Origin of the sequence: Streptomyces populi, from assembly GCF_002911015.1 — a bacterium.
GTDB lineage: Bacteria > Actinomycetota > Actinomycetes > Streptomycetales > Streptomycetaceae > Streptomyces > Streptomyces populi.
This window is the reverse complement of record NZ_KZ627008.1, coordinates 1-13311: the sequence shown is the minus strand read 5'-3', so window position 1 is coordinate 13311 and position 13311 is coordinate 1. Positions and strand designations below refer to the sequence as shown.

At 64.9% G+C, this 13311-nt stretch carries 8 protein-coding genes; 4 read left to right on the top strand and 4 right to left on the bottom strand.

What is annotated here, in order from left to right; all coding sequences use genetic code 11:
- Nucleotides 1-1291: 1291 nt before the first annotated feature.
- From CW362_RS40230 to CW362_RS40220, 4 genes are all read right to left on the bottom strand, one after another.
- On the bottom strand, nt 1292-2035 hold the full coding sequence (locus CW362_RS40230; protein ID WP_103554540.1) for a hypothetical protein: 744 nt from the start codon (nt 2033-2035) through the stop codon (nt 1292-1294).
- 440 nt (nt 2036-2475) lie between these two features.
- Nucleotides 2476-4701, bottom strand: coding sequence for a glycoside hydrolase domain-containing protein (locus CW362_RS40225; protein WP_103554539.1), 2226 nt, complete (start codon nt 4699-4701; stop codon nt 2476-2478).
- A 280-nt stretch (nt 4702-4981) separates the two neighbouring features.
- Entirely contained in the window at nt 4982-5599 is a 618-nt protein-coding gene (locus tag CW362_RS43620) for a hypothetical protein (RefSeq protein ID WP_162684394.1), read from the bottom strand.
- Entirely contained in the window at nt 5592-6128 is a 537-nt protein-coding gene (locus CW362_RS40220; RefSeq protein WP_240658309.1) for a hypothetical protein, read from the bottom strand. Before CW362_RS40220 ends, CW362_RS43620 begins: the two co-directional genes overlap by 8 nt.
- Nucleotides 6129-6750: 622 nt before the next feature.
- Here CW362_RS40220 and CW362_RS45110 point away from each other — a divergent pair.
- The 4 genes from CW362_RS45110 to CW362_RS40190 form a co-directional block, all read left to right on the top strand.
- Nucleotides 6751-6951, top strand: coding sequence for a hypothetical protein (locus tag CW362_RS45110; protein ID WP_240658308.1), 201 nt, complete (start codon nt 6751-6753; stop codon nt 6949-6951).
- Between the two features lie 1293 nt (nt 6952-8244).
- Nucleotides 8245-10230 (top strand): YncE family protein, encoded by a 1986-nt coding sequence (locus tag CW362_RS40205; RefSeq protein WP_338069098.1) that lies wholly within the window; start codon nt 8245-8247, stop codon nt 10228-10230.
- Between the two features lie 870 nt (nt 10231-11100).
- The gene (locus CW362_RS40195) at nt 11101-11706 is read left to right on the top strand and encodes a hypothetical protein (RefSeq protein WP_103554536.1); all 606 of its coding nucleotides are present in this window, start codon (nt 11101-11103) and stop codon (nt 11704-11706) included.
- Between the two features lie 418 nt (nt 11707-12124).
- Nucleotides 12125-13311 (top strand): YncE family protein (locus tag CW362_RS40190; RefSeq protein ID WP_420856900.1); only part of this gene is annotated, 1187 nt, incomplete at its 3' end.

Genomic DNA, 13311 nt, shown 5'->3' with positions numbered 1-13311 from the left:
GGGCTCCTGTGCTGCTGAGTTGAGACGTCGAACACCTCCCTCAACGGCACGGGAGCCCTGTCCGTTGCGTACCCCACTCCGTCACCCGATCAGTGGCCATGCTGAAAACGCTCAGTGACTCGGGCTCCGCCAGCAGGGCTGCGACCGTGGCAGCCCAACTCCTGAGAAACATGCTCATCGTTGGCGTTTGGGGATCGTCGCGATCACTGCCTTGTAAGGGCGGACGTAGCCGTCGGCAGGTCTGTCCAGGTCACTACGGCTAGCGGTGGCCCGGATGAGCGGCACATCTCGACCGCGGCAAGCCGTCGTTGACCGTGGTTGACCGCACGATGTGGCACGGCTGTGGCACGTTCCGAACGACCGAGCGCTTTGAAGATGCGGGAGGCCGTGGTGGGACGGCTTGTCCTTCCCGTGCCTTCTGCCGTGTCGGGTTGCCGAGCGCTGCAGCCGTCCCCAGCCGTTGCCGTCACTGCTGTCGGACATGCCGGCGTAGGCCTGATCCGGACGTCACCTATTGCAGGCGGCAACGACACCCAGAATCACAAGGGCGATCAGGAACATCGCCACGCAGCCGCCCACCGCACTCTCCGTCTCAGCGATGATTCCCTTGGGCTTCGGTCGAGTCCTCTCGTAGTCACGCATGCCCCGTGCCACCGCGCGCCTGATCTCGTCTTCGTCCACGTGCTTGCCCCCATCCCGCAGCGTCCTGAACCAGCACGGGCAACCTACCCGCTGCAGCACCGCTCCTCTGGCCTCTTCGTCCCGAACTCTCGGCGGGAAGGTCACTGATGGTTCTCGGGCTGCTCAATCAGCCGTGGACGGCTTCTGAGGTACAGCCTCGGTCACTGAGGTTGCTGTACTTCCGTGCTGTACACCTTCGGCCTTCTGGCGGGTGTTGGCGAATTGTTGCAGTTGGTCAGGGGTGTCGGGATGGGTGCTGCCTAGAACCTGTTCGCACTAGGCGAGGGTGGTCGTGAGTAGTTGGACGGCTTTTCTTAGATCCCGTGCCGCAGCCACGGGACACCGATGCCTATCGTGTTTATCGGAGCCGCCACGCCCGGGACTCAAAGAGCTGTGCCTCGTGCCGACTTGCAGTCAGCACGAGGCATGCCGATTCCTGTCACCGCCGTCCAGCCTGTGCGTGCCGACGCGCGTCCCATCCGAGGTACTCCGTGAGCACCCGCAGTCACTAGTGGGCCGGACGGGTTAGGAATTAGCGAGAGTTGATCGTGTACACCCCACACCCCAGCCTTACCATCTCCGGCGAAGCCTAGAGCGACTTCCTCATGGTTCAGGCTTGCTGACGAGCGAGCCTCTTGGCGGCGTCGCGGCGTTGCGGCTGGAGGGTGTCGACGAGAACGCCGGAGCCTCGGCCAGGCATGAAGGCCCAGCTGCGGATCTTCTGCGCGACCTCGGTGAGCCGCTTATCGCCCGGGGGCACGTCGATGTAGAAGAGCGACTCGTCCGGCGTGCTGTCGTCTCCACCCCAGCGGACTACGCCCTCGCATTCAGCAAGGATGTCCCGGATCACCAGCTCCTCCATGGGATAGAACCCACCGCGGACCCCGGACGGGTATGAGCCGGGCCGGATCTGCACCGCTGTACCAGATGCCAGGTTGGACTCCGCCAGACGCTTGCGCACTGAATCTGGCGTACGCCAACCGATGACTTCTCCCTTGCGCAAAGTGTCGATCTCGTAGTGGAAGCGGCTGACCACGTGCACGAGAACGGTCTCGACCTCCGCCATACGGACCTGGATGCCATCGAGTGCTGTGCCGGGAACTGGTCGAGTGTAAACGTGGCCACGATCGTTCACGACCTTCTCCATCTCCCAACCGTTCTTCGATGAATTACCACTCAGGACACGCTTGTTACGCTCCTGCGCCTTCCGTATCGCTTCACGCATCTTGTCAGGATCAGGGCTCTTTTCCGCCGCACGGGCGGGAGAGGACAGCGCTTGTGAGCCGACCGCCACGCCGACTGCCACGAATGCGGCACGTCGCAGGGCAGCGCGGCGAGAGATTTTCACGGTCACCTGTTCATCTCCTCTTTCTTTTTTTGGGAGTGCACGACGAATGCTGGGGTAGAGGTAATCAATCCGAGGATTTCTATCGCAGGTTTTACGCATCCGGAAGCGATGGCTTCGTACACCTGTCAGCTCGTGATGCGACACCAGGGTTGCAAGAGAATGCTTGGCCTGTTTTGACTTCAACCTGCCGCTACAATCTAGGGTTTGACCGCCTTTATCCAGCATCAGGAGATGGAGCATTCCTTAGGTCTGCATTGTGGCCATGCGCGCCCAGGTCATGAAAGCGGGTCTCCTGATGGCCATGCACATGGTCCGTTCTCCGCAGGCCAGCAAGACCACTTAGCGGATAGCAAGCCACGGCGCGACAGCAAAAGCGGTCACGATCGGAAATGTGTACAAGCCGGATACGGAAGTCACCGGAAGCGCCTATTATGCGATGCGGCTTGTCAGACGTTCCGGGAGATAGAGTTATACTTCTCCATGATCTGGTAGAGCGCCATCCGCTGCTGGGCGTGGGGGGTTGCCTCTGAGGCGGCCGCCCCCTGGTACCGACGCAGAATCTGGAATATCTCACTCTCCGTATAGTCCAGACGCATGGGTCGCATCAGGGTCTCGTCGCGGTCGCTGCCGGGGGCCCCGTCCGCGTTCCACATGTGGATCAGAGGAACAGTGGAAATGGCGAACTGGTCATTATCCATGCAGTCGCGCCAGATGTTGTACTTGTCTTGATCGCTATTGACATTTCGGATAGTACCTGTTTCATAACCCTTCTCTATGGCGTGATTCCAGGCAAGAACAGCAGTTCTGCCAAAGATCTGGCAGATGCCTGTGGAACTGTCCCTGAACGTTCCGGTCGTGTTGAACTGCGTCATGACTTCTAGGTCTACGCTCACATCGACCGCGTCAATGTGTCGCATCTCCCAGTATGCGGACGTCTGAATGAGGGCCTTTCGCATCTGATATCGGTAGGCAAGCTGGGTAATGACCGTGTCGTACTCGACCACGACCGTCTGGAAGCACGTCTCGTGTGTATGCGACCTGAAGCCACCGTCATTGGGAAAGCCGATCGATTCCATATACTTACCGACATCCGTTTTCATAGCCCCGATGACGTCCGAGGCAAGGCGGGTGTCCGCGAGAGGACCCCGAGGTGCATTGAATGAACCCTGTCCGACGTCCCGGCCCGAAGCGATGTTGACGTCGATCTCAATCGCACCGCCACCGGATCCTACGGTGCGGGTGACAATCTGGTCGTAAGCCCAGTTCTCGGGGAGGGGGTAACCGAAGTTCCCCGAAAATCCCGAGGACATGTCGCAGACGAACGACGCAGTAGCATGACCTGCCTCCGCGACGCGAATGCACACATTGCGTGGTCCATAAACGCCGATCTCGAACCGATTTCCGTCATCGATGATCGCATCCTGGATACCCTTGAAGTGTGGCAGGACATTACTGCTAACGTCTTGGTCGAGTGCGTCAAAGTCTACGGCAAAGAAGATCCGAGTCCCCGTCTTAAATCCGTGGTCGAGTGCCGCATTGATTGCGGCCTGCCCGGCCGCACGCCCTTGAGGATAACTGAATTCGGAGGCCCCGCGACCGAAGGTCTGGTAGATCGGGAAGCAACGAAGCCCGTTCTCAGCGATGGTTTGGAGTTCGCCGGGCTGGATCGCTTTGTGCTTCAGGTCGTCGGACGGCGTCGGGTCCGGGTTGGTGAGATAACGGCCCAGGTACGTGATGCCCTGCGCCTTCAGCGTGGCTGCACGCGCTGCGGTGATCAGGGTCACGCCGTCGCAGGCTTCGCCGTTACGAGCTTGGTCGCCGTAAGAGACCAGGAGAGAGGCCCAGGTCGAAAAGTTCCCGGTACCAGTGACGGGGAGTTTTACGAACGACTGGAAGGCAGAGACAGCCGACGCAAGAGCGCTGGTGAAGGTGGAGGTGAACGCTACGGGCCGCTGGTTGAGGATCATGCTGGCTGAGAACAGTTGCACCCACGGACCGGAAGCGCCGGTGGAAACGGTGTGGCTCTTCAGTCCAGCCTGGGTTCCGGGCCCGAAGACGCCGTTGGCCGTTCCGTCAGCCATGCCGATCTCGTACTGGACGGCAAACAGCATGGACTTGGCAACATCGCGGGAGTGGTGACCATCCGCCGGGATGATGAAGAAGTCCCTGCGATTCACGTATTGGCCGTTCAGCCAACGCTGCACCGAACGGATTGTGTCTGAGCCGGAGTTGACGGTGACATAGGCGTCCATGTTCAGCAGCCCCTTGAACACCTTTGGCACCAGATTGCCGCCGGGGTAGGCGAAGTCCACGCCCATGTCCTGCTTCAGCTTCGTGATCGATGCCACCACGCGGGAGTTGTATGTTCCGTCAATGTCACCACCGTCGTAACCCTTGCAGTACAGGGCGGACTGGATGATCTTGGTGAAGTTCGAGGATGGAGTCGTGCCACTGTTGAGGTTCGGGTATTTCGACGTCAGCGTGGACAGAGTGGTGGGTCCGAACGTGTCTGACAGAGTGGTGATGCCCAGCTCGTACTGAAGAGCACGAGTGAGGGCGAACATGAGGGGCCACCCGGTTTCCCCGGTCTCGGGAAGACGGTTGATACCGAGCTTGCCGGCATAGGCGCCATTGATGAACTGCTGTGCTTTGCGTACCATCTCGTCGGCCATAGTGGTCCTCCTTGGTGGTTTGGGTTGGGAGATTTCCCCGTGACACGCCATTCCGCATAGCAGGCGAATATTCCACGAAGAACCTCGTCACAGTAAAGTAGGCGACTCGATTGCGTCCGCCTTGCTTCAAGCGTTGCGGCAAGCACTGCTCGCTTGCTTTAGAGGCGTAGAAATCAATGAGACTGGCACCAACGGGACCTGAGGAATCGGCAGGCGAATCGTGGCGCGCCAATAGAGAAGCGGCCTCGCATCCGTCGAGAAACGTATGCGAGGCCGCAGGTCAGTGAGAGTCGCCGTAGGGGTAGATATCCTTGATCACCTTTAGAGTGATCTTTACGGCCTTGGGGTTCTTGACTCCTGCAGCGGTTATCTCGGCTTGTGTCGGCCACGTTGTGCCCGGGAACGTGTTGGAAGCCTTCACCGTCACTGGAGAAGACCCACTCGGCCCCTCGGCCACGACGGTTACCATGTAAGCCGCGCGTTTATTGCCTTTGTTCTGGATCGTTAGGGGTACAACCAGCCGACCGCCCTCTAGGCGCGGCACGTAGGCGATGACCTCTCCGTCCCCCGCGGTGGCGGCAACTGCTCCGTAGCCGTAGTCCTCAGGTTTCGGAACGCCTGTCTTCGCTGGCGCAACAGGGTCTCCGCTGGGAGCGTTGGCGGCGCGTTCGTCCTGGGCGGCTTGAGCGTTCTTTTTCATCTCGCTCTGATCTGTGCCCGCTGTCTGCTCGGAAGCAGGTTTCGGCGTTGCATCGACCCCAGCCGCGGTCCGGGGCGAGGACTTGTCGTCCTGTGCGTCCTGGGCTCCGCACCCAACAAGGAGGAGTGACGTCGCCGCAAGGGCGAAAAGCAGAGATCGCGTTAAGATCCGGGACCTGCCGGACATGCTCTCAGCCACAGGGAAACACATACTCGGACGTGTAGTTGATGTAGAGACTGCTGGAGGACTGCCCCATCTTCGCTGTGACTGGGGCGCAGGCGAAACTAGAGACGTAGACCGGACCCGCGTATTCACTGAAGTTTCCGGAGTCGGGGTCGCAGTTCGTGCCACCCACTCGGCAGACTTTGAGGTACATGTACTGCGAGCGGCCAGCGTTGTTGTCGAGAATTGCGCATCCCTTCCCCCCGTTCTCATAAGCGAACAAAGTGGCCAGCCGCATGCTCGGGTCGGTACCCACAGGCAAGGGAATTCCCTTGCTCAGTGCGTATCCCGATCCGCACACAGTTGCAGCTGCGGCGACGGCTTGAGGATCGTCCTGAGCGATTGCGCGGGTCGTCGGATCTGCGTCCTTCACGATCTGCACTTCAGACACGCTGGCCGAAATTTTGGGCCCCTCGTCGGCTGCCGCCTGAGGTGCCGGGAGCGCGAGGGCAGCAGCCATTGCGGCAACTGCCGAATACAAAATTAATCGGGATGCATTGGGCATGATCTTCCCCCCTGAAGCTGGCAAATGCGATTACAGGGACCTCTCCCGAGGGCGAGATGGAAATGATCCTCTGTGTCTGTTGAAAACCTATGAGGTGTCTGAGATGCGAACAAGGTGTAGACCAGCCATCGGAGGGCGCTGACAAGCCACCGGTCGTGCACGATTGCAGCCAAACGTGACACGTTGCCGTATTGTGCGCTTAGGTGGCTTTTTTCCTCTGTCCGCACCTACGGAGAGTTGCGGCATGACCTTGGTCACAACTGCTTTGCGCTACTCCTGCGTGACATTTAAGGGCTGCCCTGTAACTGCTGGCCACGGGTGGGATGAGCCTGGAGTGTCTGGCGTGATCACGACTTCGGAGCCGGCCTAGACCGTCCTGTCCACGGGAAAGCCAGGGCTTGAGACGGCCACATGTTTTCTCTAGGGCGCCTACGATGTGGGCATGTCATCGTCTGGGATCGCTCCGGAAAGCCGTCACGGGGCAAGAGGATCGACCGGCCTGGTTCCTGCGCGAGCGGATCGGATCATCAGGGCAGTGTCATGGTGGTGGGCGTCTACCCCCCTCCTTCTATTCGCTCCGGCGATCGCGCATGCGATGGGGTTGCCAGGTGTGCGACGAGAGATGGGCTGGGTGTTCGTCCTGATGGCGCTGTTCACCGCCGTGCTCGCGCCGACAACAGGGTTCGTGGTGGCTCAGATCAGGGACCGGCGAGAGGCACGCAGGCGATTTCTGATCATGGCCGCGGTATCCGGTGGACTGATTCTCTTCTTCTTGCTCTCCGGAGTGCTGTTCTCCGAGTGCCCGGACGGATACCACTGTTGAGAGCTGCCCTTTAACTGCTGATCACCAGCGGGATGATCTCGGGATGTACAGATTTTTTCCGCTTTTCGGCATCTCAAAGTGCGCGACCGGCCGCATCAGCAATGACCTCGGTCCATCGCTCGCGCTTCATTCGCGCCAGTGGTTCCGCAAGGACGCCATGCTCATCGCGGATCGGCACCCTGATGCCGACCCGCGACCACGGCATCGCTGAGCAGTCCAAGAGGCTCGGTGATGGGCCTCCGATGGAGTTGCTGACTCGGTCTGACAGCTGGCCGATCACCCCAGCTCCCATCCCGTCTGCCGTCGACCCACGCACCGTGGAGCGAGCGTGGTCCAGGGCGTCAAGGTGGAGCGCCCTGCCGGACGAACGACCTGGACGCCTTGGGCCGCGCCTGCTCGGCTCCGCCTGGGTCGACGGCGGACGGGATGGGAGCACCCCGCGCACGCCACACCCGGCCGGCACCCGCGAACGGCGCCCCCGCCATCTCGGAGCCCGAGCGCCCCCGCCGGAGGCACGTTCTGACCGGAGCACTCCGCCCGCAGCGGTTCGCGAAACCGCCGACCAGCCACGATCGAGGTCCCCAGAGCACTAGCGGGCGCGAGAGTCGTCGATCGGCACGTCGGGACAATTGCTGAGGGTGTCAGTCGGCGCGATGCGCTTGGTGGCGTCGATGCTCCGGTGGGGGTTCATCAGCTTGGGAAGCTGAGGTTCTTTCCCGGCAGTTGCTGGGCTGACCTGCGGCGGATCGGCTACGGCGGCCAACCGGCCGACGACCTGGTCCCCGTCGTTCCCCGTGGTCCCCGCAGGACCTGGCACGGTTCTGGCGCGGCCTCTCCGTCCCGAACCATGGGCGGGACGGTCGTTGAGGTCTGCCCGGCAGATCACGTGAGTGTCTGGAAACGTCGACGGTCGGCTGCGGTCGTGGAGGTTGCGTACAGCCCTGCTGTACCGCGGTCGGGGCCCGGGGCGCTCTCCTGCCGTGCTGCTGGGCGCCGCTGCGATTCGGCAGTCGTCGAGTGCCGTCCCTGGGCATCGTCGTCCGCATGCCTTACGAAGGGTTTCGGACACCCACGGCTGTCCGCGCTCCATGACCCGCTCGACTCCGGCCGCAGTGATCCGAGTGCGCGCCCGGCATGGGAAGGTGTGCCCGGTTCCTGGGTGGCATCCGGTGGGGCCTGCGGAAACTTGCGCAGGTGTGCCGTGCAACCCTGAGGGGGTTCCAGGGGTCTTGTGGGCAGTCTCGTCTTCCTAGTGGGGGTCGCATCACTGTGCGTGTGCGCAGCATTTCGGCCGTGACAGCGCTCGCGGTCACTTTCAGTTCCGTCGCCCTGATCGGGTCGGCCGCGGGCCCTGCTGTCGCCGACAGCAGCGCCGCGCTGCCCATCACGTCCAGCGGCGACATCATCGTGGACGGCGTTCACCGGCGGGTCTTCATCAGTGACCCGTCGGGAGGCAAGGTCGTCGCCACCGACTACAACGGCACCGTCATCGGGACGGTCACCTCGCTGCCGGGGGCTGACGGCCTGGAGCTTTCCGCCGACTCGGCAACGGTCTACGTCGCCGTGCCGGGAACCGATGAGATCGTGGCCATCGACACGGCGACGCTCACCGAGGCCGGGCGGTACGCGACGGGTGACGGCACCGATCCGCAGCACCTGGCGCTCGCGGGCGGCAAACTCTGGTTCGGCTACGGCAGCGACGGTCACGGCAACATCGGCTCTCTCGACCTGTCCGGCGGGCAGACGCACGTTTCGCTCGCCCAGGAGGCCGAGGGGACGTGGAGGGACGCTCCCCTGCTGGACTCGGCACCCGGCGCTCCCGACACCCTGGCGGCCGGCTCGCGCCAGTACTACTTCACCCTCGGCATCTATGACGTGTCGTCCGGCACGGCCGACCGGACCGCGTTCCTCGGCGGGCAGGACGCGGCCATCGGCAACACCGCGGAGGACCTGGCGCTCACCTCGGACGGCACAGAGCTCGTGGTGGCCACCACAGCAGGCGACTTCCAGCAGGCCTTCCGGACCTCGGACCTGTCGGAGACCATCAGGTATCCGAGCACCTACTGGGAACAACGGTCGGTGGATGTCGCGCCCGACGGCCTCGTCGCGGTGGGCACCGACACCTACGCCTCCTTCAAGCCCCATGTGTCCATCTACAAGCCGGGCAGCACGGTCCCGCGGCGGACCGCCGATTTCAGCGACGAACACGGTGGAGTCGTCCAGGAGACCCTGCTCGACCACGGCGACCTCGCTTTCGCGCCCGACAGCAGCCGGCTCTTCGCGGTCACGCACGACCTCATCAACAAGTACCGCCTGCGTGTCGTCACCGACCCCGGCAAGGCCGTCACCACGATGACGGTGAACGCCCCGGCGACGGCCGGCCGTGCCAAGTCGCTGACCGTCTCCGGCAAGGTCACGAACACGCTCGGGCTGCCCGCGGGGACCACCGTCGCGGTCACCCGGACGGACCTGGAGTCCCCGAACGGCAAGGCGCTCCCGGCCGCGACGGTGAAGGCGGACGGGACCTTCTCCTTCACCGACACCCCGCCCGCAGGCAGCAAGGTCACGTACAAGGTCTCCTATGCCGGCGGCGCCGATCGCACGGCCGCCTCCGCCTCCGACACGGTCGAGGTCTCCCGGAACTCCCCGACCCTGACGGTGAACAAGAACGGCAGCGTCTACGACTACGCCAGTGACGTGACGTTCACCGCCCACCTCGGCACGACGTACAAGAACCGGACGCTCTCGCTCTACGCGGACACCGCGGGCGACGGCAAGGGCAAGTACCTGGTCAAGACCGGCACGGTCAACAGCGCGGGCAACCTGTCGGTCACCTTGCCCCTGAAGCGCGACACCACGGTGAGCGCGTCCTTCTCCGGCGACGCGCGGACCGCCCCGAAGACGGCCACGAGCTGGGTGGGCGCGAAGGTCAAGGTGTCGCTGGGCCTGAGCCGCCACTACAAGACGGCCACGGTCAACGGGTACACCAAGTACTACTTCCACAAGACGACCAATCCGCTCCTCACGACCACGATGACGGCCTACTCCGGCCGCTCGCAGAAGCTGGAGTTCCAGATCTACTCCAACGGCGCCTGGCGGTCGGCGGGGTACGAGTACTTCAGGATCAACTCCTCGGGCAAGTCGGTGGTGGAACTGGGCGGCACGCACCAGACCGGTTACCCGATGCGCGTGCGGTCGTCCTACATCAACAACTCCTCGGGCGACACCGTGAACTCGACCACGCACGGCTCCTGGAAGTACTTCACCTTCACCAGCTGAGGCCGCCCGCCCCCCAAGGCCCGGCGCATCCGATGACGCGCCGGGCCTTGGCGCACATCTTCCTCAGGGGGTGCGGCAGAGCCGAGTGCCACGCTCGAGGACACGATGGCGCGCCCCGGCCACTCCTCGGAGCGGGCCGCGCTGATGTATCAGCACTCGGATCTCGAGCAGCAGGGAAAAGTGGCGGCCGGGCTGGATCGGATGTCCGGGGGCAGCGCAACGCGACGGCTGACCAGATCCTCGGGTGCTCGACGTCGCGCCGCAGCCACCGGCCGGGGGCTCGCCCGAGTACCAGCGCGTACACGCCGACCACGGTGCCTGCGAGTTGCCGGGGCGAGTTGCCGACGGCGTGAGGGTGGGCCCCTGGTCGACCGCAGGATGTGAACCCGTGCCCCCGTCGTTGCCGGGCCGGACCGTCGTTGCGGCCGGCAGTGTTCGGGCCCGCGACGGGGAAAGCCGGGGCCCGTCCACTGCCGCTGGTGTCCGCCCCTGCTCGCCGGTGCCGGCACCGGCACCGGTGTCAGTGGTCGGCCGACCCGGGCGGTGGTCGGCCGACCCGGCGCGAGTCGTCTCCGCATCCCAGGGAACCGTCCCAGGAGCTATCTGTTTCCGCAGGTCAACAGGGGTGGAATGATCCCATCGTCCCAGGGACGGCGGCGGCTGTTGCCGTGGGTCCCCGCCGTCCTGGAATCTGTGGACGTCACACCGGCCGAGGCGGCACGACCGTCCCGCCGGCAGCACGACGACAACCACCCCGCGCCCGTGCACCGGGACACCTCTGTGCCCGTGCGGCATGCGGCACCTCGCGACACCCGCCGGTCCACGACGCGGGAGGACGCCCACATGCGAACCAGAGAAGGAAGCCACGTCATGAACAGGAACACCCCCGCCCGCCGTCGTACGGGCCGCGGTGCGGCCGTCGCCGCCGGCCTCGTCCTGGCCCTCGGGCTCGGTGCGGCGGCACAGGCGTCCGCCGCCGAACCGCGGGCGGTCAGCGGCAAGTTCGCCGCCTCGGCCTCGTCCGCCGTGCTCTCCGGCTCGGGAGAGTCGCTGTCCGGCCGCCAGATGCTCAAGGTGCTGAAGTCCACGCTGCCCAAGGGCGGGAAGATCTCCGACCAGCAGAGCCAGGAGGGCTACGCCGCGGTCGTCTGGGACGACGGCCGCGGCAAGAGCATGATCGGGGTGAACGCCCAGTACGACATGGGCGGCATCAACATGAGCTGCGAGGGCGAGTACATCGAGTGCCAGGCGCTGACCCTGGCCGACGGCACCCTGGTGAAGCGGGCCAAGCGCGCATCCGAGAAGGGCGGCTCCACCGTGGTGTGGCTGGTCGACGTCCTCCACCCCGACGGCAGCCGGGTCATCATCCAGGAGGTGAACTCCTCCATCGAGGGCGGACCGGTGACGCGGCCCGAGCCCCCGCTCACCCTCGACCGGCTGCAGACCATCGCGCTCGACTCCCGGTGGGTGGGCTGAGTCCACGGCACCGAGCCCGAAGCACCGTCCAGGGCTCCGTCCCGGACGGTGAAGTGAAGCGCGGTGCCGGCTCCGCCCAGGCGTGACGGCACGCGCGCGACACGGCGCCGAAGCGGCGAAGGGCCGGCCCGGGAGGCGGCGACGCCCCCTCCGGCGGCAGCGCCGACCCCACCCCCCCACAGCCGCCGATGTGCTTCCGTTCCATCGACCGATCCGGCGAGGAACGGACATCGCCGCAGGAGAAGCCCCGGTCCGCCGGGGCTTCTCCCGTTCCCGGAATTCCCCGTTCCAGTGCACAACCATTCCGTCGGCTCTGTTGTCACACCCATGTCATAGGCTTCCGGAACTTGCCGCGCCCGGCGCGTCCCAACTCCCGGTGGCACGCGGTCTCCCACGGCTCATAGGGGCTTGAACCACCTTGCGCAATCGCAGAATCTCCACCGCGACGGCACTCGCCGTCCTCTTCAGTTCCGTGGCGTTGACGGGCCTGGGGGCCACGGCCGCCCACGCCGACGGCCACGCCGTCCTGCCCGTCGCCTCCGTCGCCGACGTCGTCGTGGACAGCGTGCACCATCGCGTCTTCGTCAGCGACCGGGACGGCGGCAAGGTCGTCGCCACCGACTACGACGGCAACGTCGTCGGGACGGTCGGCTCGCTGCCGGGGGCCAACGGCCTGGAGCTCTCGGCCGATGCGCAGACGCTGTACGTGGCGGTCACGAGCAGCGACGAGATCGCGGCGATCGACACGGCCGACCTCACCGAGTCCGCCCGCTACTCGACCGGCACCGCCGACGCCCCGGCGAACCTCGCCCGCACCGGCGGGAAGCTGTGGTTCGGCTACGGCACGGCGGCGAACGGGAACATCGGCTCCCTCGACCTCTCGGGCCCGGAACCCGTCCTCGCCGTGGCCCAGGACAGCGCCAGCCGCTGGTACTACGCGCCCCGGCTGGCGTCCGACCCGGCCGCGCCCGGCGTGCTGGCCGCCGCCGTGCCGGGCCTCAGCCCCGCCACCGTCGCGACCTATGACGTCTCCGGTCCCGACGCGCCCAGGCTCATGGCCCAGAGCCGCGATGCCGGCAGCAACCTGCGCGACCTCGCGGTGACCCCCGACGGCAGCCAGGTCGTCACGGCCAGCGGCGCGCCCTACGAGCACCAGGTGCTGTCCACCACCGACCTGAAGCAGGCCGGCAGCTACCCGACCCACGCCTACCCGAACGCCGTCGACATCGCCGCGGACGGCACCGTCGCCGCGGGCATCGACGGCTACTACGACCCGGACGTCTACATATTCAAGCCCGGTACCACCCAGCCGGTCCGGAAGTACGACTTCGCCGACACCCACACCGGCACCCTGGTCCCGGACGGCCTGGCCTGGGACCCGGACGGCGACCACCTCTTCGCGGTCACCGGCAACGGCGGCACGTACCACCTCAACACGCTGAACGCGCCGACCAAGGCCGCCACCACGGTGACGCTGGACGCGCCTTCCTCGGTCGTTCCCGGCAGGTCGCTGGCCGTCAGCGGCACGCTCTCCGGTGGGGAGGCGTTGCCGGCCGGGACGTCGTTGACGGTCACCCGTACGGATGCGCAGTCGCCGTCGGGCAA

Excerpts from the sequence above, each read along its gene's own strand:
- CW362_RS40195 (WP_103554536.1), top strand. The coding sequence starts at position 11,101 with ATGAACAGGAACACCCCCGCCCGCCGTCGTACGGGCCGCGGTGCGGCC.
- CW362_RS40225 (WP_103554539.1), bottom strand. The coding sequence starts at position 4,701 with ATGGCCGACGAGATGGTACGCAAAGCACAGCAGTTCATCAATGGCGCC.
- CW362_RS40220 (WP_240658309.1), bottom strand. The coding sequence starts at position 6,128 with ATGCCCAATGCATCCCGATTAATTTTGTATTCGGCAGTTGCCGCAATG.
- CW362_RS45110 (WP_240658308.1), top strand. The coding sequence starts at position 6,751 with ATGGGCTGGGTGTTCGTCCTGATGGCGCTGTTCACCGCCGTGCTCGCG.